At 58.2% G+C, this 22,464-nt stretch carries 18 protein-coding genes; 10 read left to right on the top strand and 8 right to left on the bottom strand.

Annotated elements, in window-relative coordinates:
* The first annotated feature begins 258 nt into the window (after positions 1 to 258).
* Positions 259 to 735, top strand: coding sequence for a hypothetical protein (locus Q3C01_RS28020; RefSeq protein ID WP_458148522.1), 477 nt, complete (start codon positions 259 to 261; stop codon positions 733 to 735).
* 72 nt (positions 736 to 807) lie between these two features.
* On the opposite strand, the gene Q3C01_RS28025 is transcribed toward Q3C01_RS28020, so the two are convergent.
* A complete protein-coding gene (locus Q3C01_RS28025; protein ID WP_458148523.1) occupies positions 808 to 987 on the bottom strand; it encodes a hypothetical protein in 180 nt (59 codons plus the stop codon).
* Between the two features lie 239 nt (positions 988 to 1,226).
* Here Q3C01_RS28025 and Q3C01_RS28030 point away from each other — a divergent pair, with 239 nt between their 5' ends.
* Positions 1,227 to 1,703, top strand: a complete 477-nt coding sequence (locus Q3C01_RS28030; protein ID WP_458148524.1) for a hypothetical protein — start codon at positions 1,227 to 1,229, stop codon at positions 1,701 to 1,703.
* 159 nt (positions 1,704 to 1,862) lie between these two features.
* On the top strand, positions 1,863 to 2,630 hold the full coding sequence (locus Q3C01_RS28035) for an HNH endonuclease (RefSeq protein WP_458148525.1): 768 nt from the start codon (positions 1,863 to 1,865) through the stop codon (positions 2,628 to 2,630).
* Between the two features lie 43 nt (positions 2,631 to 2,673).
* Here the strand turns inward: Q3C01_RS28035 and Q3C01_RS28040 are convergent, their stop codons facing one another.
* The gene (locus Q3C01_RS28040; protein ID WP_458148526.1) at positions 2,674 to 3,444 is read right to left on the bottom strand and encodes a GIY-YIG nuclease family protein; all 771 of its coding nucleotides are present in this window, start codon (positions 3,442 to 3,444) and stop codon (positions 2,674 to 2,676) included.
* A 505-nt stretch (positions 3,445 to 3,949) separates the two neighbouring features.
* Here Q3C01_RS28040 and Q3C01_RS28045 point away from each other — a divergent pair.
* From Q3C01_RS28045 to Q3C01_RS28060, 4 genes are all read left to right on the top strand, one after another.
* A complete protein-coding gene (locus Q3C01_RS28045) occupies positions 3,950 to 4,270 on the top strand; it encodes a hypothetical protein (RefSeq protein ID WP_458148527.1) in 321 nt (106 codons plus the stop codon).
* Positions 4,267 to 6,570, top strand: coding sequence for an autotransporter outer membrane beta-barrel domain-containing protein (locus Q3C01_RS28050; protein WP_458148528.1), 2,304 nt, complete (start codon positions 4,267 to 4,269; stop codon positions 6,568 to 6,570). The genes Q3C01_RS28045 and Q3C01_RS28050 overlap by 4 nt, the downstream gene beginning before the upstream one ends.
* Positions 6,552 to 8,579, top strand: coding sequence for a phage head spike fiber domain-containing protein (locus tag Q3C01_RS28055; RefSeq protein WP_458148529.1), 2,028 nt, complete (start codon positions 6,552 to 6,554; stop codon positions 8,577 to 8,579). The genes Q3C01_RS28050 and Q3C01_RS28055 overlap by 19 nt, the downstream gene beginning before the upstream one ends.
* A gap of 326 nt (positions 8,580 to 8,905) precedes the next feature.
* Positions 8,906 to 9,214: a hypothetical protein gene (locus tag Q3C01_RS28060; protein ID WP_458148530.1), complete on the top strand. Its 309-nt coding sequence runs from the start codon at positions 8,906 to 8,908 to the stop codon at positions 9,212 to 9,214.
* A gap of 208 nt (positions 9,215 to 9,422) precedes the next feature.
* On the opposite strand, the gene Q3C01_RS28065 is transcribed toward Q3C01_RS28060, so the two are convergent.
* From Q3C01_RS28065 to Q3C01_RS28075, 3 genes are all read right to left on the bottom strand, one after another.
* On the bottom strand, positions 9,423 to 10,409 hold the full coding sequence (locus Q3C01_RS28065; RefSeq protein WP_458148531.1) for a hypothetical protein: 987 nt from the start codon (positions 10,407 to 10,409) through the stop codon (positions 9,423 to 9,425).
* 696 nt (positions 10,410 to 11,105) lie between these two features.
* The gene (locus Q3C01_RS28070; protein ID WP_458148570.1) at positions 11,106 to 12,398 is read right to left on the bottom strand and encodes an MFS transporter; all 1,293 of its coding nucleotides are present in this window, start codon (positions 12,396 to 12,398) and stop codon (positions 11,106 to 11,108) included.
* Between the two features lie 82 nt (positions 12,399 to 12,480).
* A complete protein-coding gene (locus Q3C01_RS28075) occupies positions 12,481 to 13,512 on the bottom strand; it encodes a hypothetical protein (protein ID WP_458148532.1) in 1,032 nt (343 codons plus the stop codon).
* Positions 13,513 to 14,170: 658 nt separating this feature from the next.
* Between Q3C01_RS28075 and Q3C01_RS28080 the strand changes: the two genes are divergently transcribed.
* The gene (locus Q3C01_RS28080; protein WP_458148533.1) at positions 14,171 to 16,069 is read left to right on the top strand and encodes a ParB/RepB/Spo0J family partition protein; all 1,899 of its coding nucleotides are present in this window, start codon (positions 14,171 to 14,173) and stop codon (positions 16,067 to 16,069) included.
* Between the two features lie 48 nt (positions 16,070 to 16,117).
* On the opposite strand, the gene Q3C01_RS28085 is transcribed toward Q3C01_RS28080, so the two are convergent.
* Entirely contained in the window at positions 16,118 to 16,840 is a 723-nt protein-coding gene (locus tag Q3C01_RS28085) for a HEPN family nuclease (protein ID WP_458148534.1), read from the bottom strand.
* A 632-nt stretch (positions 16,841 to 17,472) separates the two neighbouring features.
* On the opposite strand from Q3C01_RS28085, the gene Q3C01_RS28090 reads away from it, so the two are divergent.
* The gene (locus Q3C01_RS28090; protein WP_458148535.1) at positions 17,473 to 18,600 is read left to right on the top strand and encodes a hypothetical protein; all 1,128 of its coding nucleotides are present in this window, start codon (positions 17,473 to 17,475) and stop codon (positions 18,598 to 18,600) included.
* A 154-nt stretch (positions 18,601 to 18,754) separates the two neighbouring features.
* Here Q3C01_RS28090 and Q3C01_RS28095 read toward each other — a convergent pair whose 3' ends face one another.
* Together Q3C01_RS28095 and Q3C01_RS28100 are read right to left on the bottom strand one after the other, a co-directional pair.
* The gene (locus Q3C01_RS28095) at positions 18,755 to 19,447 is read right to left on the bottom strand and encodes a hypothetical protein (protein ID WP_458148536.1); all 693 of its coding nucleotides are present in this window, start codon (positions 19,445 to 19,447) and stop codon (positions 18,755 to 18,757) included.
* 504 nt (positions 19,448 to 19,951) lie between these two features.
* The gene (locus Q3C01_RS28100) at positions 19,952 to 20,239 is read right to left on the bottom strand and encodes a DNA -binding domain-containing protein (protein WP_458148571.1); all 288 of its coding nucleotides are present in this window, start codon (positions 20,237 to 20,239) and stop codon (positions 19,952 to 19,954) included.
* 389 nt (positions 20,240 to 20,628) lie between these two features.
* Here Q3C01_RS28100 and Q3C01_RS28105 point away from each other — a divergent pair, with 389 nt between their 5' ends.
* The gene (locus Q3C01_RS28105; protein WP_458148537.1) at positions 20,629 to 22,152 is read left to right on the top strand and encodes a DUF4942 domain-containing protein; all 1,524 of its coding nucleotides are present in this window, start codon (positions 20,629 to 20,631) and stop codon (positions 22,150 to 22,152) included.
* The last annotated feature ends 312 nt before the right edge of the window (positions 22,153 to 22,464 follow it).

Here is a 22,464-nt window from a genome sequence, read left to right on the forward strand (position 1 = left end):
TTGGTAGGCTTAAAGCAAACATAAAATGTTGCATCGCAAAACGTTCCCGATCATTCCGCCAATGAGGACGGCTGTATGCTGGGCGAGTGCGCGCCATCTCGCCAAACGTTGCGAGATATTCCGGAAGATTCCGATTGCTGATCTCGATTCCGAATCTTTCCCGACGGCTACGCCACGATTCCCAATCCTTTCGGTCCTTCTTCGCGCACTCCTTCGCTAGCGTTGTGCCTCGAGCAACCAAGTAAAAAGGAGAATGTGATGAAAGTCGTTACCATCGGAAAGAGACTCGTGCCCGTTGAACAGGTCGCGTTTGTCGAGCACTTCGATCCCGCTGCCAACCCAGAGTTCAAGCCGGAGAAGGAGTTCAAGGCGCGCCTTGTTCTCCTGAACCGCGATATCGTTCTTTCAGAACAGGCCGTACAGGAATTTGCGGCCGAACACGAGCTGCTGCTGTTCGCGGAGGACTGCGTTGCGGTCAATAGGGCGATCCCCTTCCGGGTCGAGACCTTCGAGCCTACCGAGAGCTTCAATCCAGCGAAGCCCTACAAGACACGGCTCAAGTGGAAGGATCTCGCCGGCGGGGAGCAGAGCAAGCTGCTGCTCACCGTGCCCGAGACCGTCATCGGCGAATTGCTTGAGGCCAAGGCCGAACTGGTGAGGGCACCGAAGCGTCCTTCCAAGAAGCCCGGACGCGGTCGGAGCGGTTCGCGCAGGATGGAAGCGTTTCGTGGGTGACGCCGAATAGCAATAAGGCAAGCCAGGCGCCCCTGCTGAAAGTTCGGCAGGGGCGTTCTGCTTTGGTAGCCCTCAGAACTGAAAGCCGCGGATTGTCATGACGCGCCGGATATTTTCGAGGCTTGTCAGAGCGTTCAGTCGCTCGGAGGTGCCGGCCTCGCATTCGGGCAGCCCCTGCTCGATCTCGCTTGCGATCTTGCAAAGTTCATCGCGCGTCAGGTGCATCAGTTCGCTGATTGTCAAAAGTGGCATCTCGTCCTCCCATCGTTTTGACCGCGCCAATCGCGGTCTTGAAGGAAGGCCGCTGCGACGGAGGAGGCAGGCGCACCTTGGCGGGAACGAAGTGGACGAGCGCATTGCGCTTGCGCTGGATGCCGAGGACGGTGCGATAAGGCCGAAGAAGAGCGCGTGGTGCGGCTGGGTTGGGGGCCGCGTGATGCCGGCGAATGACAGCGACGCTATGCTGCGCCGATTAACCGGGAGCCATGCCCATGCGCAAACAGAAGCGCCCTGCTAGGCCGGCGAATGTTGTCGCCTGCTATATCCTTCAGATCGAGGACTGGGATTGGAGCTACAGTTTTGGCGTGAACGATCCTCGCTATGATGAGCGCCCCTACAGCGACTTTCGCCATATGCAGGTTCGCGCGCAGGTGATGCTGCCCACCAAGCTCAAGGCCAAGGCGGCAACGGCAGAGCTGACTTTCATGCCGGATGTGTCACGATCCCGCATCGAGGCGAAGGTTGAGCAGCACCCGCTCGGCGTCGGCTATCTGGATATTCGCGGAAGCAAGATCACCGGAGGCTTCTCCATGACGGCAGACGTTCTGGGCCCTCTCATGCAGATGCTGCTCGCGGGGCGGCTTCGCTTTCTTGTGCTTGACGGGATGACGATGCGTTACGGAAAAGCCCGCATTAGGCACTACAGATTCGAGGAGAGCATAGTTCTGGAAGAGTACCCGGATCATTAATAAAAGCCTCGGCCAGTCCTGGCGTAGATTGGGCTCTTGGGTTCTGGTGCAGCGCAGTATCATTCGTGCTTGAGCTGTAGTTGGCACACGTGCAAGCTAAACGCGTTGCAGCTTGGCTGCGCTCACATTCTGATCCTGAAATTATTGGTCTTCGACGTCATGGCCGAAAAGATAATGTTGTGCCGGCTCGTTTGGGCCGACGAGTACAAGTCGAAAAAGGAAAAGATGTTTCCGGGCAACATGAAATACCCGGCAACACACGGTTTTGCGCTCGAGCAGCTCAATTTTGCGGACGAGAACGGGACGACGTTTGGCTTCGTTGAGAACCGCGGTCAGAATTTCAATCTGAGCAAACTGGGTGCCCGGAAGAGCGATGTCTCCGCCCCCGGCGTCACGATCGTATTCTGCGCCGTCGACCGGCGGAGCATGAAGCTGCGTGTGGTCGGATGGTACGAGAATGCAACAGTCCATCGTGGATTGCAGCCGGCCAAGAGAGGCTCAATTCGCGGCGACTGGGAGTACTATTTCGAGGTCGCCACAAAAGACGCTCACCTGATACCGGCCACCGCACGCGACCTTGTCGTACCCACGAAAAGCCGGATCACCGACAAGGGCTTTATTGGTCAGCGCTGCGTGTTCTATCCGGCTGGCAATCCAAACTATGAGCGCTTCCTGCAAAGTTTCGAGTTACTTAGGGAGGATGCGCTTGCAGATAGTGATGGCGGCATAAACCAGGCCGAATTTCAGGAGGGCCAGCGCTCGTCGCGCGAAACCAAGTACTTCGTGCGAAACCCTAAGCTGGTCAGAGCTGCGAAAGATCACTATGGCACGAATTGCCTTGCATGCGGCTTTAACTTTGCGGAATTCTACGGCGATATCGGCGAGGACTTTATCGAGGTCCATCACAAGCGACAGATGGCACCGTAGGAGTTCGTTTCGCTGCTCCTCGAAGAGAGCCGCGATGAAAGCGTCAACACTCACCTTGCGTTGCAATGAAGCTCTTGATGTCGTCCGTCATCCGGAACCATTCGCGGTTGATCCGAGCCGCATCAAAGCGAGTGTGCAACTCGCCTTCGAGCGATTTCGGACCCGGGATCGTCAGGTGAATGGTGGGATCGACGTGCGAAGCCGTTCGCAATAGTTTCAGTCGCCGCTCAAGGCAAGTGGTGAAACCGATCTTCACGAATTCCGGATTGTCGGTGCTGATAAAGTAGACAAGCGATCCGGATTTGACCGGTTGGCTGTAGATCTCATTGATAATCCGTCGGCACTGGCGACGCACATCGTCATCGAAGCAATCCGTCCGCTCTGGCCGTTCCTCGGGGTACCCATAGGATAGGCGCGCTGCCACCGTTGCCTTATGCGCCAGCGGTTGGTCGGTGCCGTCTCCTAGACCTGCATACGCCTCTCGCGATGACTTGACGGAGGATACAACGTCGTCAATCGAATTGATCGCGCGCTGCCTTAGCAGTCTGTCGTCAAAGACCTCGTTCTCGTCGCTGGAGTCGGACTCTTCTAAGAGTTCGAGCTCCATATCGGTGGGATCGAAGCGAGCATAGAGCCACCGCCGCACGGTTTCTTTTTTTGCCTTCGCCAGCAGCCGCTTTGCCGCTGTCCTAGGCATATAGCGCAGATCATCGTTGTCGCAGAGGATGATCCAATCCTCTGGCAACGAATAGGGTGCGCCGAGATGCTCGAGAGTGCTAGCCAGTGCTTGAACTGCCTGCGTGTTTTCGTCCACTTCCAAGCTCCGCCAGATGAGGAGTCGAGCTCTATATTGGGGTAGCCGAATCTATCGAATGCTGCGTTTGGTGCCAGTCGCTGATCCGCTCACGTAGGCCTTGACTGGGGATAACCCGTAAGCGGGGTGCGTTCTGGAAGTCGACGAAATCTGATTCGCTTCGACTGCCACGACCCTCGGAATAGTTGCGGTGCCACCGGCACAAATAGAACTTCATTGACCCGGCTATGCGCCGTGGCAGTCTCGACGCGAGGGCAGAGAAAGCCTGCCTTCGGGGTATCAGAGCCTCTTGTCTAGCGGTATGTAGCGTTGCCGCAAAACGCTGCCTTTCGTCCCTATGGGCCGGGAGGCGGCGGCGGAGTCCTGCTTAGGCATGACTCTGGATGTCCAAGCCTCGCGGCCAAAGGCCGTCGCAGTCGTCTAGACACGACTTCTGAACTCCCGTGCTCGCCAGTGGAAGGTTCTCTTCCCGGTGTCTTTCCGAGCTTTCCGGAAGGGAGTTTCTGTGAAGCGTTGCGTTTGTATCCTGTCGCTATTCCTGGCCCTGTTCGCGCCCGCTATCAGCGCCGCCGATCAGCCGAAGGCATCTCCGAAAACCGATCCGCTCGGCGGCATGATCTTCTCCGGCGCCAATCATTGTTGCGTCGGCATCGGCACCGCGACTCCAGTCGCGCACCTCGACGTTTATCAGGGTGAAGTTAAAGTCGGCTCGTCAGGCGTCGGCTGCACGGACAAGAATTCGGGCTCTCTCCGCTACACCGACAAGCATCTTCAACTTTGCGACGGAACGAGCTGGCGAAATGTCAGCCTCGATAAAGCTGAATGAAATGGCCTAACGCGCTTCGCGCAGTAGTCGTACTGGCTGGCTTGTCGGTGGCCCTTTGTCCGAACCTGTCGTGGGCACAATATGCGAGCAGGCCCGGCTATTCGGTCGGAACGGCAGGTGCCGCATGCGACGGCACAAATATGCTGTACGGCTGGCCGGATGCCAACGGCAACATCCTGAAATGCGTCTCCAACGTCTGGCAGGCGCACGGCACCACGGCGGCCGCAGGCGGATCGAATGGCCAAGTGCAATTCAATAGTTCCGGAGCACTTTCGGGTAGTAGTAGCTTCGTGTGGGACAACACGAACGGTCGGGTAGGTATCGGAACGGCAACGCCAGCCAACTTGCTTACAGTCTACACCCCAACCACAACAGGAAAGGTCGATGTGCTCGATGTTGTTGGGAACGTCGGGACAGGCGGTAACAACTATCCTCGGATACGCATCGATAACGTCAACGCGGGGAGTTACAAATCGGCGCTCGGGTTTGGCAATGGCGCTGCCTCCCCAAGATGGGAGGTCGGCATCGACGCAAATGGGAGCGCTTCTCAGAATTTCTTCATCTACGACAATGCCGCTTCATCAACGCGGCTCTACATAGACGGTAGCGGCAACGTCGGCATCGGGACAACGTCGCCGAGTTACAAGCTGGTTGTCGATAATGGTAGCGGGGAGCTTGCTTTGTTCGGAGCTAACAGCACCGGTCCTACATATGTAGCCTTCGGTGCAGATAGCGTGAATACAGTTGGACGCGGCTTTTTTGGTTACGACTCAAATGGTGGAAATACGTTTGTTCAGGGCACTTTAGGCAAGGGTATTGAGTTCAACGTCAACAATTCGTCCCCACCTAGCGGGACCGCCATGGTAATCAGTTCCTCTGGCAATGTCGGCATCGGGACGACGACACCATCGGCGTTGCTCGACATTCCGGGAGCTTGGTCTAACGGCAATACGATTGGCCAGTTAGCGCTTGGGAGCGCCAACAATGCAGGCTGTTTGACCCTCCGGCGCGGTAGTGATGGAAGTCAGCAAGGCCAATTCTGTTACGCATCTCCAACCGAAGGTAACGAAATCAGAATCGTCGCCAATGGTGGCAGTGGACTCATGACCTTCTACACCGGCGGCGCAGAGCGCATGCGACTGAGCGCGACTGGCCTCGTCGGAATCGGTACAGCGACGCCGCTGAACAAGCTCGATGTCTCCGGCGGTTCGGTCATCGGAGCAGGTTATGTCGGCACCACCACCGCTCCCGCCAACGGCCTTATCGTTCAGGGTAACGTTGGGATTGGGTCGCAGGCAACATCCTATCCTCTGGACATTATGACTGGCGCCACAGACAATGCCCATCTTGCTTTGGGAGAGTTTTCTGGGAAAGGGCCGCTATTTCAGGTCACCCAACCCGGCTCGTCGAGCGGCTATCTGTATTTCGAGCCATACGGCGAAATAACAGTCTTTTCCGCTACGAATAGTTCGAATGCCACCCTCCAAATCCAAAATGGTGGAGCTGGATATTCAAGACTGCGCTTCTATGGTTCATCGAGCAATATCATCTCAACGAACGCAGGCGATCTGAGCATCACCCCGACCGGCAATACTCTGTTTACAAGCGGCTTTGTCGGCATTGGGACGACAGCACCGCTGAACAAGCTTGATGTCTCAGGCGGCGAGGTTATCGGCGCGGGCTATATAGGCACCGTCACCGCACCCACCAATAGCCTCATCGCGCAGGGGAATGTCGGGATCGGCGTCACGAGTCCAACATCTGCGCTTCAGGTCGCTGGCACGATCCAAGCGTCGTCTGCCGTCGATGCAAACGCAATATACGCCGTCACATACAATTATGGCTATGGCGCTGGGTCCGGAAATATGCATCCCGATTCCGGATCGAAAGCGTTTGGGCTGTATGCGGATAGCGCGAGCACCATTCTCGGCCTCTATATGAATACTTCCGGTCAAATCGGGATCGGTACGGCGTTGCCGCAGGCGACGCTCGATGTCCATGGCTCGATGTTCGTCGAGTCGAACAATGCGGGCTCGTCTACGGCGATCGACTGGTCACAGGGCCTCACGCAATACACGAGTGCGAGCTGTGGCGCCTTCACCTTTACGAATATGAAGGATGGCGGCGTCTATCAGCTTTTCATTGAAGGCACGACCACCGGCACGTGCTCATTCAGCCAGTCCGGCCTGACATTCAAGATGCCCAGCAACCACGGCGCGACGACCTCGGGCACCATGACGGTCTATTCGTTCAGCCGCGCCGGCTCTTACGTTTTCGTCGCATGGATACCCAGCTACTGAGGCTGGCGGTCCTTGTCCTTGCGCTGGCGCTGCCGGCCGGGTTCGCGCGCGCCCAAGTTGGCACGCTCGGTTACTGGCAATCGAACCAGACTTACCGCAACGGCGCGACGCTGGATCTGGACTTCGCAAACGATAGCTACTGGCTGAACGGTACTTCCTATAGCGGCATTGCCAATTTCATCACCGGCGCAGGCGCGACATTTACGCGCTCGGGCACCCACAACATCACGGCGAGCGGCGCGCCCTTCTATCTCGATAGCAGCCAGGGCCAGGTGTTTGTCAGCCGCGCCAGTTCGGCGACCTATTTCAACGGCAGCGGCGTGCTCTCAACCGCCGGCACGAACGTCGCCCGCACCAACTACACCTACAATGGCAGTTCATGGGTGAATGCCGGTACTCTCATCGAGCCGGCAGCAACCAACTACATCTTGCAATCAGGGCAGATCGGTACCAGCCCGTGGGCCGTTGATACCTGCAATGGATCATCTGCCGTTACGATCACCCAGAATGCCGTAACGGCTCCCGACGGGACGACGACGGCGACGCAGCTTGCCGGCTCGTCAGGCTGTGCCGGAATAGTTCAGTATCCCGATCTTGGCGTTGCCATGAGTACGGTGACCGTTGCGGGAAGCGTCTGGATGTGGGCTCCATCCGCCGTGACAGCGCGCCTCTGTCTGCTGGATGGCGGCTATGGGTGCATCAATGCTGCGAACGTTAACCTGACGACGACGCCGACGCGTTTCTCTCTTATCGCGATTGGCTCAACGTCCAACACTCATGCTGGGCTTGCGATCGATACTGCGCCAGTCGGCAGCACCGCCTCTAACACGATTTACACCTGGGGAGCCCAGATCGAGATAGGCTCAAATCTCACAAACTACATTCCTACCGGTACCAGCACCGCTTCTCGGTCGGCTGACGTGTATTCCGTCCCTAATGGCGGGACTTACTTCAACGGCGCCGGGGTGATGAAGAACGCGCCCGCCGATACACCGCGGCTCGACCACGATCCAACCGCTTCACCTTATCCCTCGAAAGGCGTGCTGATTGAAGAGAGCCGAACGAATTTGATCGGCAGCTCGAACGCCTTCAATACATGGAGTACGTCTAGCGGAACACCCAGCGCGACAGTGAGCGCTGTAGCCGCGCTCGATGGTTCGACGAACACGGCGTATTTGCTGACGAATGCAAGTAGTTCATCAAGCGCCTATTTCTATCTGCCGCTGGCGCCGACCGGCGCTTCAGGGACCACGTTCACCTTTTCTGTCTTCGCCAGGAGCCCAACTGGAACGGCCACTGTGAGCTTTGCGGGATTATCGCAATACTCAAGTGCGACGAATTCGAATGTTGGCGCGGGAAGCAGTTGGGCGAGATACAATGTGCAGCTGGTCACGAATACGACGAACGGTAACGTCTACCCCCAAATGGCTTTGGCGGCGAACTCGTCAGTCATGGTTTGGGGTGCTCAGCTTGAACAAGGATCGTTTCCGACTTCATACATTCCCACAGCCGCGGCCGCGGTGACGCGCGGCGCCGATGCCATGACCATCGGTACGACAGCTGCTGGCGCAAATGGCGCGTGGTACACGGCGGGGCAAGGAACGCTGCTGGCGAGCGGCATCATACCTTATGTCGATAGCGCGAATGCGCATCGCTTTGCCGATCTCAGTGATGGTTCGATACACAACATTGTAACGTTATCTGCGACAAACGGGTCAGACAAGGCGGCAATTATCAATGCCGATTCCGTTGTCTATACGCAGTCGTCTCTAAGCACAGTCGCAAACAGTCTTATAAAGGGCGCGATTGCGTACTCATCAAACGTGTATTCCGCCTTCAGTGGTACCGCATACAATACGGGGGCGGGCATCAGTATCCCTGCGATGACAGTACTTTCCGTTGGTAGCGGCCTTGGTGGCGGCGCTTACTTCCTTGATGGTTGGGTCAACCGCGTGACTTATTTCCAATCTGTGCAGCCGAACGCCAGCATGCCGGATTACACGCGTTGAAAGCCGGTCCTGCTGTCCCGATAAAGCGGGCAAGCCAATCTGAATTCTTCGTAAGGTTGCGGCGCGTGCGTTGATTAAAGCGTGTCGATGTTGTACATTGGTGATGCTCCGGGCTCGGGAGATGTGGCCCGCGAGTTTTGCGCCAAGGCGCCTTTGTTTTTGAGCATCTCCCAGGCGGCCAGCCTTCGTCCCTGCGGTCGCCGGTCCTGTTTGTTTCGCGAGCTGCCTCGGACGAGAGGCCCGGCTCATGCAAATCCAAAATCTTATCAGGCAGTTGCACGCATTTGATGCGCGCTGTCTCTATCCAATTTCAAAGGAGATCTTCAATGATCGTTCAAACCTCCAACTATTCTTTCAATCAGGTTTCGATGGAAGTCATCGGCGACGATAACCGCAGCGTGGTCCTCTGCTACTTCAATCTTCAGCAGCTCGACCGGTTCATAAAGACCCTCTCCCAGCACAGAGCAAACCTGGTCGCGGCAAACCAGCCCCGGCAAACCGGCGGCAGCCACGTTCAACACCGCGAGGCGGCTCCCGCGCATGCCGGGATGAATCCTGCCGGTAATACCGGTTGGGACGGCTGTGGCACTCCGGGCGGCGGTTACGGCGGGGGAGGCTGCGGAAACGGCCTCTAAGCAGAACTAGACTTGCCGGGGGCCTCGCGCCCCCGGCCTTTTAGGGCACTGGTCTGGCTTCCAGCTGGGAAAAGGGTCATCTCCACCGGCAACTGCGAACTTTTCTGGAATAGGCCGCAATCGATTGGCGGCGGCCGCAGGAGCGGCGATATCCCCGTCAGTATCGTCCTCGCAGCCGCTCACGCCGTCGGCAGCGAGCGCCCAACGCCTAGGCGAAGTTGTCCTTGAAAGTGGCCATGATCAGGAGCAGGTCCTTCCGATAGTGCTCGATCGTCCGCAGGCGATCCTGAGCGGTCTTGATATTATCAAGCACGGACTGAATCTGATTTGCACGCGCGTTGGCAAAATCTTGCGAGGTTTTGTCATCCCAACGATCGCCAGCACCGCAACCGCGTGAGCCAGTTGCGTTTACCGATTGCGTGAGCTTTTGGTCGTCGATGTTGACAGCGCCATAGAGCACGAGCGTGCAGGGAAACCGACGTTCGAACCCACTCGGCATTATCATTCCGCCGGACATGTTCGACCTGGCAGTATGAAGCTCGACCTCCGGGCCACGAGCGAAGCTCGCCAGCTTCGTTCGGTAGTCGTTGATGGTCTTCCTTTCCTGAGCGATCGCGTAGCCGAAGTTGCCCGGAGTGTCACCGGCCCAAACTTCCATCTTGGCCAACATCTTGTCGAGAAACGCCTTCCGCTCCTCTTTGGTGACATTCCCACTCTTCGCATAGATCGCCAATGTCAGCGTCGTAGCTGCGGCCGTCGCCGGATATACACTCGGGCCTTCCTCGATGAACAACAGTGACAGTTTCTCGGCATCCTCCCGCAGGTCCAACATCAGCTTGGGGCTGGGGTAAGGGTTTTGCACGTAGACTTGAAAGCGATTGACGTAAGAATTTGCCTGCTTTGCGAGCTGGTTTTTGTACTGTGTCTCGAGCGCCTCCGGTACGAACAACCGCAGATCACGGATGTCGGCGATGATCTGCTTGTTTTGCTCAATGATCTGATCGAGCTTTCCCGACGCGGACGCTTCCCACTCCGCGCTGTTCTTGTTGGCGCTGAAGCCCTGAACGGCTTTGATAACTCCCCCAATCACGGCGATTACAGTTGTCGGCTCGACCGCGGAAGACGAAGCGGGGATAGCCAGCGCCCCGCAAATCGTTGCTGCGGCAATCCAGCGAGCGGCAGTACGGTTACTCATTTTGACCCTCGGAAGCGCAAAGCATTTGACGACTACGACCGGGATGGAAGCATGCTCTTTCTGAACCGGTTATGAACCAGTTGCGGCAAATTCTCGCCGGGGATTCCGCAGCCGCGCTGGTGCATGATCACTTTCTTTGGCCGAGGACTTAGTCGGATGGACCTGGGAAACCACCCATTCCTGCGCGCGTCCGCTGTGCGGACCGGGCTCTACTCCACCCGCATGCGCGGGTGTCACCGAGCCCCGCAAGCGCGGGTCTCGGCCAAAGGTAACGATCCCTCGCGCCAGGGCTTATGTGCGCCTCGCCGGGGGCACTCGGGAAAGCGGCTCGCCTGCGGCGAACGCCATCACTGCCGCGTTCCCGGGTGCGCCTTTTAACCGGTCTCGGCGCTGCACTCGTTCCGCGTGCCCCTTCGGGTCGCTATGCTCACGCGGCCCGGGTGCCATTTCACGTGGACGATGCGCCGCTGGCGCACGCCTATTCAGGCTGAATACTGACCAATGGCCGAGTATGGCCCTCGTCAGCGAGGCAAGGGAGCATGCTCCAGTAGTCCTGCTGGGTTCGAGCTGTTCTCGCTGGAGTGATTTAATCGCCTGGGACGCGCTTTTGTCGTCGAGCACGTCCATTAGCTACAGCTCACCGCGCAGTCGAGGGGCTTGCGAGCTAGGGCTTGGCGAACCGCATCTGGGAGTGGGTTATCCTTGCTGTTCCTTATTGCCGATCAGCACTGGCGCAGTCTCCGGCATCAGGCTCATGGCCAGGAGACCGACCACCCCGGCCAACAAAAGATACCACGCTGGCGCCAGCGGATGTCCGGTCACGTGGAGAAGCCATGTAACCACGAGCTGCGCAGTACCGCCGAAACTTGCGATCGCAACCGCGTAGACGGTGGCGAATACACCGCCACGGATCTGTTGCGGTAGTGCCTCGATGAAGGTCGCATAAAAGGCCGTATATGGCACCGATCCGATCAGCGATAGCACGCCGAAGCCGAACAGCAGCGAGGACGTACCAGGTGCCTCGACCATCCAAAGGAAGGTCGGATACGTTAGAAGGAGTGCAATGAGTTGCGGGCCTATCATAACGGGCTTGCGCCCGTATCGGTCCGCGAGCCAGCCCCCCAGGAGTGCCCCAATGATTTGGATGCCATTGCTTACAACAGAGGTGGCGAACGCCACGGGCGGGGGCACGTGAAGCGTATTCTGGGCGTAGGTCGTCACATATTGCGTCACATAGGTCGAAATCGTGCCGCTCGCCAAAATCATCATGGCAAGCACGATTACGCCGATGTATCGGCGCGCCAATCGAAGATGGCCCGACTTCTCGGGATAGGCAGTGCCGCTTTCCGCTTGCGGGATCGTCTCCGGTAGCGTCCGGCGCATCCAGAATCCGAAGGGCAGGCAGATAACCCCGAGCAGGAACGCGATCCGCCAACCGTAAGCGTCAAGCGCCTCGGGCGGCATCGTCTTGCTCAAAATGAACCCGACCAGCGCGCCGGCGGTAGCGGCAACTTGCTGGCTCGTCGGTTGCCACGCGACGACCAAGGCCCGTTGTTCCGGCGGGGCGATCTCCAAGAGATAGGCCGTGGTAGGTCCAACTTCGCCGCCGAGCGCAAATCCCTGAACCATGCGCGCGGCAATCACGATGATCGGTGCTGCGAGGCCGATGGCTTCGTAGGATGGCGTGAGCGATATCGTCAGTATCGCGCTCCCCATCAGCGCAAAACTCAACAGCATCGCCGGCCGCCGGCCTATCCGATCCGAATAAACGCCAAGCACGATGCCGCCGATGGGGCGGGTAACAAAACCTGCGCCGAACGTCGCAAGCGACAGCATAAGGCTGCTATACTCGCTCTGTGTGGGGAAAAAGGTATGTCCAATCTGGATGGCGAAGAAACTGTAGGTGATGAAATCATAAAACTCCAGCATGTTGCCAATTGTGGCGGAGAACGCTGCCCTCCTTACGCTGAATGGTCTCTTTGCAGGCAAGACAAGTGACAAATTGCGTTCCCCTGATGGTGTGGACTGTCCGATGCTCTCGCGCAACGTGAGAGGGACATGTGGTTTCAAACTATGCGCGGGACGCTTTCTGCTCCATTCTGTCGATCATCACCGCTGGAGCAGCCTCGTCCTTGGGGTCGTTCCAATCCTTCATCCAGACATCGCGGACCGCAAGATTCCATCCATTTAGCAGCACGCTGGTATCTACTATGTACATAGCTATCCGAGCCGTCAGCAGGCAGACAATTCCAAAAAGAACCATTCCAATCATCACCCGGATCGTGACCTCCGTCCCGAAGGTATGGGTGAAAATATCTCTCAGGTCCGTAAGAAGATCCAGGAACGATACAGCCGCTGGAAATACGCAAAGGACAATGGTTGTTGCGAGCAAGGGGCGGGAATTGGTCGCAATTATGAAGAGAAATCGCTGCGCGACTACTTGATAAGCGTAGGCTAAATGGGCGCCGGAAAAAATGTCGCCTTGGGGCACAAGATTGAACTTCTTTGGAATCCAGTAGCCATTCCTTCTGTCTGCGTCGGATCTCACAAATGATTCCACTGCCAGATTTTCACGTCGAATTGCGTAGAATGTCCATGACAGGATCAAGACAAATGCCAAGTTGCCAACGATCCCGAGGTCGGTGACGTGAATCTTTCCAAACCCACCCGGAAAGGAAATCAGCCATTGCTCAGAGTAAGTCTTCTCTGCGAAATCTCTGCGAGCGTTGACCAGCGTTTTGCAGTAGTTGAGCCTAAATTCGTCCGATATGCCTACGTGTTCGCCTTCCACCGAAGAAGGCAGAGAAGCTTGTTTCAATACGTAGGCGTCGCAGATATTCTTTAGCAGTTGAGCATCACCAGGATTTCGGGAGTCGACAAGCGAAGAAATGGCGGCGTACCTTGCGCGATAAGTCTGGATATATCCCTGTTCCGTCGCGTATAGCGCCCAAAACCAAAGAAGAGCCCAACTCAAGGCAAGGAGAAAGGGTACGCGTGTCGCAGCGATGACGTCCGATAGTGCTTTGCATCTCGCGTCAACCAGCTTCCACACTACATCGCCATCAACCTTTGCTTTCTCAATTTTTGTTGGAGTACGCGCCATCTGAAAATGCCTCTAAAAATGCGATCCGCGAATTGTTTAACGAGCTCCGGGTGAATCTGCGCTACGCTGTTTCCGGATGAACGTCAGAATGAAGTCTTCATCGTGAGTCCTATCGAGTCTTTAGTCGATGGGAGCGGCGTCGTCCGTAGAGGAGGCGCCACCTCGTGGCTTGCTCAGCCGAAGGCTTACGGCGCCACAAGTGTGACTGCTGCGCCGAGCAACTTGTGACAGAGGATCCCCCACACGACGGCTTTAGAACAGGCAGCTCCCATGCGCAGTGTCACACGCGCCAAAGCCGTACGCAACCGTCACGTGCAAATTTTGTAGCTGGTCCGTCCTGGCGGATAGCAATTTGCGATGGCCGTAAGTTCGAGGGGGGTCGACTTTCACGTCGATACGGACCGACCCGTTCGCTGAGCCGGCGCCCTACCCGCATTCTTCGGCCGCTTCCGCGGGGTTAGGCTTAGGGCTCCGCCCTCGCGCGGCACAAGGGCAGTCCCTTCGGGTTTTGGCTCCCCCGCGCTTCCGCGCGGTCCCCCCAAAAAAGTTGCTGCGCAACTTCCTTCAACCCTTGCGCCTTGCGCACCCGCTGCTCGCCGCGAGGCAGGGGTTATGGCGGCCTTTTGCCGCGCACAACCCCAGCCTTAAGGAGAAAACAATGAGCAACAGAACCAAGACATCCACCGAAGCCCGCAACATCGTGATGGTGCCGCTCGGCAAACTGAAGAAGTCGCTGAAGAATGTGCGCAAGGTGCCGCACACACCTGCGGAAATCGAGGCGCTCGCCGCCAGCATCGCTTCCCTCGGCATGCTGCAATTTCCTGTCATCGAACCCGAACTCGGTCCCAAGGACAAGCCGACCGGCCACTATCTGGTCAATGCAGGCGAAGGACGCCGCCTCGCGCAAGTGCTGCGGGCCAAGCGCAAGGAAATCAAGAAGGACGAGCCGATCCCCTGCATTCTGGACACCGAGCACAACGCGACCGAGATCAGCCTCGCCGAGAACGCCATACGCTCAAACATGCATCCTGCCGACGAATACGAGGCCTTTGCCGAGCTTCACATGGAACAAGGCATGAGCGTCGAGGATATCGCTGCCCGGTTCGGCGTTACTGCCGCCGTTGTCAAACAGCGGCTCTCGCTCGGAGCCGTCAGTCCCGCCCTGCTCGATCTCTACCGTGCTGACGAGATGAACCTCGAGCAACTGACCGCTTTCACCGTTACGGACGATCATGCCCGCCAACAGCAGGTTTGGGAAACGCTGGGCTGGGACAAGAGCCGCCGCGCCATCCTGCATGCCCTGACTGAAGGACAGGTCTCAATCGGCGACCGGCGAGCGGTGTTCGTCGGCCTTGATGTCTATGAGAAGGCAGGCGGCGCCGTGATCCGCGACCTGTTCGATGAGGAAGGCGGTTATCTGGCCGATGCCGCCCTGCTCAATCGGCTCGTGCGCGAGAAACTTCAATCCGCCGCCGAAACCGTCATGGCCGAAGGCTGGAAATGGGTCGAGGTCGATCCGGAATTTGACTACCGCCGCACCTGCTCCATGGCGACCATCGAAACCGTCGAGAGGGAGCTGAGCGCCGAGGATCAGCAGAAACTGGAAGCCCTGCAAGAGCGGCTTGAAACCCTCAGCAGCGAAGCCGAGCAGGATGATCCGTCCGAGGAAACACTCAACGAGATCGAGCGCCTCGAACAGGAAATCGCTGCGCTCACAGAAGAGACCTTTCGCCCCGAAGATATCGCCCGCGCAGGCGTGTTCATCGCCCTTGGCCATGTCGGCGAAGCCCGTGTCGAACGCGGCTATCTGCGGCCCGAGGATGAGCCGCAGGAGGAAGGCGAGAAGGAGAGTGAGGAGGCCGAAGCCTCAGACAAGCCTGCCACCAAAGCCGATGGGCTTTCCGCTGCCTTGGTCGCCGAACTGACCGCGCACCGGACGGCGGCGCTGCGCAATGACCTTGCGCAGGCTCCCGAACTGGCGCTCATCGCGGTTGCCCACGCGTTGGCCGCCAAGGCGTTCTACCGCTTCGAGAACCTGTCCTGCCTTGGCCTGTCGTTCAATGCCACATCCCTTTCAAGCGCTGCTTCCGGCATTGAAGATACGCCAGCGGCTCAAGCGATTGCCGCGCGGCACGAGGATTGGGCAGCAAGAATGCCGAACGAGGGAAGGGCACTTTGGTCCTTTGTGGCTGCGCTCAGCATGGATGAGTTGATGTCCCTGCTCGCGCACTGCGCATCTTTGTCATTGAATGCCGTCCAGCGTCCCGGCGACCAGTCGCAGGCAAATTCCCTAGAGCATGCGGCGGCGCTTGCGCATGCAATGCCGCATGACATGACCCGCTACTGGCACCCGACCGTCACCGGCTATCTTGGCCGCGTCGGCAAGGATCGCATCGCCGAAGCGGTACGTGAAGGTGCTGGCGACAATGCCGCACGCCAGATCACAGGCCTCAAGAAGCAGGCGATGGCCGAACGCGCCGAGCAGTTGCTGGCCGGAACAGGCTGGCTCCCGCTCCTGCTCAGGTCCGGCGAAGTGCCCGAACAGGCCGCAGCATGATCGCAGGGAGAGCCGTTCGCGCCAACTTCCGCTTGATGAGTACATGACCTAGCCGACAACATTCTCTATGAGCTGCGTAAACAGCGTACAGAACTCCAGCATGCCAATGGCCGAAATGGCTGCTCGCCAATGCGGCGCGACAGCGCCCGGCCTCTGATCTTCGAACTCGAGTTCAACTTCCTCGATCGCCGGGCTGTCGGTTGAGAATGTCACCCGCCGATGCGCGATGGCATTGCGCAGGCGATTTCCAAGCTGTCCGAGCGTCTGGCAATGCTCTGCCCCCAGCGAAATATCCCAATGCGGCCAGCCCTGAGCTTCCAACTCCGCCAGGCTGAGCTTCTGAACCAGTTCCGCAAACCCCTTCTCGTAGGGGTAAACGACAAGGCCCAGCAATGAAGTTGTGAGTTGCGTGACGACATGAACAGCGGCGCCATGCTTCTGTCCTTCAACGACATAGATGAGATTCTTGCGCGATCGCCGCGCAAACTCCTCGGCTTCATTGCGCGTTGCATAGGGCAATGTGGCATTTTCAAGCGCAGCTCCCAGCAAGCCCAGCCATTCGAGCACAGCGTGAAGCTCGGTTTTTGCTTGCTCCTTGTCCGAGGGGTTTGCATGGGATGCGAAATGCTTCACAGCGGCATTCAGGTCCGCGAAGGCCTCTGTAACCGACTGAGTCATCTCCAGGCGGAATGACAGCCGTCGCAACTTCAGATCCACTTCTCGTTCACACCGGCTGAGGCTCAGTTTGCCGCTGGCGGCTTCTCGCAGCATTGCCGCGACTGCGTTCAATTCTCTGGCTATGGCCCTGAGCATTTTGATGGACCTCGCGGCTCCTGAAATCCTGCCTGCGGCGGGACTGAGCGGATAGCGCCCGGGCGACCGAATAGTTATGCCACGGCGTTGTTAGCCCGCATCGCAGATCGTGACTTTTGATTTTGAGTCGATCGCATTCCCTCGAAAACACCGGGAGTGTCAGTGTATCAGGGGCAAGCGTCAATGCTCGCGTTCAAGTTAGGCCGCTACGTACAGCTTCACGGAGACGGAAACGCGGGCGGATGGCGCAATGTCCCGCGCCCATCGTTGCCGGTTGCCGGCGCGGCAGGACGATTATCTTCCTTCTGCGAGGCGGCGATGGCGGTTTTCCGTTTCCTCGGGCAGCTTGAGCTCGCGAAGCTTTGAGAGAGTCTCCTCTCTGCCCAGATATCAACTGGCTCTTTCGAAACGTGGACGCGGTTGCTTTGCGGCGTCGGGCTCTACAGCTCGCCGAGCCCCTAGGAGATAGGATCGGCGGGTTCGATCGACCGGCGTGCATTGTCTCCCGCTGCGAATGGAAGGCTTGTAGTCATCCGACCAGCACTTAACTAGGAGCTAAGGCCTGCACCAAACCGTGGACCAGAACGCCGATGCAGCTCTTCCTTTCCAATCAGCCTGGCTCTGCCGAATGGGCCTACCAGGAGCTGGAGACCGGTCGGAGAGCGGTTTTCACGAATGTCAAACTTGTTCCGCTCTCTTATGCAGACCTCGTCAACGCAGCGAACGGTGACCGGCTCATCATCCCTCTCAATTGGCAGCATGCTGAAGTCGTTAGAAGTGAGATACCTGGAATAGAGCCGGGACAAATAGCATCGGTGTCGACGTCGCTGGAGACCGATTTCAAATCGAAAGGAATCGGTCTGGTTGCAGGTGGTTGGCTTCCATCCGGCCTGGCTGTTACTGCAGGCATGACGGTTTTGCTCGACCGTTGCATCGTTGTCGACCTTGTAGGGCGCTTCCGGAACGGTGAAAAGAAGAGGATTCAAGACAAAGATTTTCTCGACCTCTTCAATCAGACAGGGCTCCGTATCAATCCGGTCCTCTACACATTCGAAGGTAAGGCACAGGACAATCCGACACTCGCGGTGATGAGGGATCAACTCGAATGGGCTGCAAGGGCTTTACAAGTGGCGCTCCCCAAGGCGTTTATTGCCGCTGCTGACGAGTTCGGATTGAAAGGTGCAATCGGCCTCCTTCAGGACGGCCAAGCCAAAATGACGCGCGAAAAAGCCTTCCTTCTGGACATCGCGCCTCATTTGGCGGGACCGATCGCGGGGAAGAAAAGGGATGCGATTTGGGAACTGATAGTCGGGACGGCGCAAACCCATGGCGTGGAGAAGAACTCGCTTGTCGTTTTGGCGGCGCTGAGCGCCGTGTCGGTGGCCAATGGCAAAAGTCCTGCGCGCGGTTTGCTAAAGTTCAAACCGGCATATTCTTCGAAAGAAGCCAACAACGCCCTGGCCGATTTGCGCTCCATCAAACTCCTGATGGCTATGTTCGGGTTGATTCCCAAGCATCCAACGATGCTTTGTACCTCTGACAAGGACCTAGCGCTCTTTTGGTTAGGTATTGGGGCTTCAGGATTTACCAACGACGAGGGCCGCGCGAGCTGTCTTCTATCTCCGACCACCGATTTGTTGCCCGGCGACTCGCTTGCCAAGTGGAGCACGCTCGTAGGCGCGCATGGAAGCGCAAATGGCGGGTCAGTCTCCGCTTGACGCTACAGCACGTCGCCTTTGCACGCGTCCCATGTGAGAGGGCGCGTCCGCTCATGCGGACCGGGCTCGATGGGCAAGCTCGCCGAGCCCCCGTAAGCCAGCCGGGGTCTCGGCCCGTCGGGTAACGATCCCTAGCGCAAGAGGGGCGAATTTATCAGGCCGCTTTCCAGAACGGCGTCATAAATATGTCGATTGGCGTCGCGCCGCATTTTGGACAGTGCCACAGATTGTCAGCCATCTGCGCGGCGGCAAACGCGCCGTCGCAGTGGAGGCAATACCATTTGCTCGCTACACCCTTCGACAAAGGGTGTTGTGCATTGCCGTCCGCATCCGGCTTCGTCGAGCGCCGGGGCCAATCCGCCGCAATACGGGCACGCAATCTTTCAACGCCATCGTTGCAAATGGCGAGTGCCTTTGCCCTGAATTCCGGATTTAAGATCGGATTGTCGGCGCTTTGATCATAAACCTCGATATAGGGCTGTTCGGATGGCGCGTGCTCCAACAGAATGGACCACCAACCGATCTCTGCCATGACCACCTCGAAATCGATCGTGAGGATATAGGGACGGCCGTCGATGAACCCGTGCTCCTCGACTCCCTGGCCGATGCCCAACACCGGAATTGCCATCACATCGGCGTCGATGGTCTTCTCTGAGCTGGCGAGCATGTCAACAGCGTCAGGCTCGGGCCTCCAGCCTTTTTCCCATGCGGACACTAAAGCCTTCCAGTGTGGTTGGCCTAACTTGCCTGCGATCAGATCGAGCGCTTCGTGATGCGCAATGCGCTTCGCGCGCGCGATGCGCTTAGCAATTATTTTCAGTGATTGTAGTTCATTACGGAGTGTCATGGTCCATTCCTTCGATCACGGACCAGACTGCGTGCCCACTGCCAATCAAGTCCGCCCAAAGGGAAGGATCTTCAGAGCTGGTTTGGAAAAGCACCGCATTGCTTCGCGTGGTGGGCACACCGGCCTGTGCTTGAGGCCAATACAAACCTAAGAAGGTTCTCTCAGCCCGTCAAGCGAAGCGTTTCGCTCATTGCTAGCGCGTGCCGACGGCACCGGGCTCTACTCCACCCGCACGCGCGGGTGTCACCGAGCCCCGCAAGCGCGGGTCTCGGCCAAAGGTAACGATCCCTCGCGCCAGGGCTTATGTGCGCCTCGCCGGGGGCACTCGGGAAAGCGGCTCGCCTGCGGCGAACGCTATCACTGCCGCGTTCCCGGGTGCGCCTTTTAACCGGTCTCGGCGCTGCACTCGTTCCGCGTGTCCCTTCGGGTCGCTATGCTCACACGGCCCGGGTGCCATTTCAGCGGGGCGATGCGCATTCGCGCACGCCGGTCTTAAGGTGGGATCTAATTCGATGCAGGCCAGTCGTATTTTAACAGGAGCCGGTAGCCGTGCTCGGTCATCCACCTGGCGCGTGCCAGATGGCTGTCATAGGCCTGTTTAGCGCGGGACGGTTCGCGAGCGGCGTCGATATGCAGAACGGTCAGCGTCACCTCGCGCCAATCAGCCCCTTCCGCGCCGGCATCCAGCAGACGCAGATAGGTGATTGCGTGTTCGTGATCGTAAGGGGTGAGGGCAACCGGGTCGGCCGGCGCCGTGTCCGCGACGTCGGGATCGAGAGGGACCATTCGCATTGTCATTGAGCCTCGGGGATGTGAGAGCAGGCTCACTATTCTGCGCGATTGGCACGCCACGCATAGTGTCGTTTTCAGCACCACGCGGTGCGCCACCCCCACCACTCGCCGGGCTGTCGTAGAAAATCCTGCTCTTGGGACGCGCCGCGCGCGGCATTTTCTTTGAGCATTCTTTCGCCACTGCCGTGGCCGGTCGCTTAGGGCTCCGCCCTCGCGCGGCACAAGGGCGGGCCTTCGGTTTTGGTTCCCCCACGCTCCGCGCGGTCCCCCCAAAAATCTTGCTGTGCAAGATCCCTGACCCTTGCGCCTTGCGCACCCGCTGCTCGCCGCGAGGCAGGGGTTATGGCGGCCTTTTGCCGCGCACAACCCCAGCCTTGAGAAGAAAAACAATGAGCATCACCCGCGATAGTCCTTCTGACAACCGGACAGGTCCGTCAACCGCAATCGTTCCCCGCGAGACCGTAGAAATCATTGTGGGCAAGCGCAATCATGCACTCGCTCTCTACGATGAAGCGCACAAGGCACTTTCCCTGGCGGCGAGCGCCGTCGAGGCGGCCAGCCTTGCCGCACGTGCGGTATATTCCGGCGAGGACCGCTACAATCACCATCTCCGGGATGAAAAGGCGCGCTTTCTTACCCCGCCGGAGCTTCCGAATTTGGCAACTTACAGCGGTCAGGCTCGCCGGATGATCGATACAGACGTATGGAGCCATATCATAAGGATATGCGACCTCGAGCAATTGATGGACAAGCGAGCCAAAGACCAGTTGCATCAGCAACTCCTTAGCGATCCACCGGAAGCCACGGTTGAGAACATTTACGCCACCCTTCACCAGTTCGCGGAGGATGCCGGCACCATCTTCCGGCGCGGCATTGCGGACTGCTTCTCAAATCTCGACCGTCGCTTTCGCAGCCATGACGGCTTCAAGCTCGGCAGCCGCGTGATCCTCGCCCGCATGTTCGATGAAAACGGATGGTGGAATTATCACCGAAGCCTCGACGCCACACTCCTCGATATCGAACGTACTTTCACAGTCCTCGATGGGCAGCTCATGCGCGAGAGCTACACGGGAATCGTCGGAAAGCTTCACCACTCTCGGAATGGAGCATTCGGACCCCGACAAGGCATCGTGGAGTCCGAGTACTTCAAGGTCTGCGTCTACAAGAACGGAAACGCCCATGTCTGGTTTAAGCGCGATGATCTAGTCGAAAAGGTCAACAAGCTTCTGGCCGAGTATTATGGCGAGGTCATCCCCGATGGCCAAACGCCCGACGATGACGGAGGACTATTCACTGCCAAGACTACTCCCGCCAGGAATTACGGCTTCTTTCCCTCGCCCGATGCCGTTGCCGAAGTGGTCATCAACAAGACGCCACTACACAGGGAGAAGGATGACGCCCCATTGACCATCCTCGAGCCAAGCGCCGGGAGCGGAAGCCTCGCGCGGCGCTGCGCTGCGGGGCGAACGAGCTTCGAGCGACACAGCAGTGAACGGAGAGAATACACTTACCGCGCCGTCGTGGATTGCGTGGAGATCCAATCCAGTCTTGCCGAGGCGCTGCGTGGGGAGGGACTCTTCCGCCGCGTGCTGGCATGCGATTTTCTAAGCCTCAAACCTGACGCCAGTTCGCTCTACGATCGCGTTGTTATGAATCCGCCCTTTGACCGCGAACGCGACATCGACCACGTCATGCATGCTCTCACATTCCTGAAGCCCGACGGCTTTCTCATTGCGGTCATGTCGGCAGGCACGGAGTTTCGCGAAACCCGCAAGGCACGCGCTTTCCGTGAGCACATGAAACGACTGAACGCACGCTGGGATGATCTTCCGGCAGGCTCATTTGCTCCAGTCGGTACCCATGTTAACACGATCACGCTGCGCGTATGGAAGGATGGCCGCGCATTCCGATGAGGCTCGCCCGCGAGATGCCGCCCTGCTCAACCGCCTCGTGCGCGAGAAGATTCAATCGGTCGCCGCCCCCGTCATGACCGAAGGCTGGAAATGGGCAAGGTCGATCCGGAATTTGATTACCTTCGCACTTGCTCCATGGCGACCATCGACACCGTCGAGAGGCAGCTGAGCGTCGAGGATGTGGGCGGGAAGGGTTGGCTGCCATCCCTGTTTAGACCCGCCCCTCCTATGTTGCGTGTTTCCACCCGGCGTCGCTGCGATGACCTGAGCGCCTTCGGAAGCTCAAGGCCGCGTTACGAGACATTCCGCGAC

This window comes from Bradyrhizobium sp. UFLA05-109 (assembly GCF_054185165.1).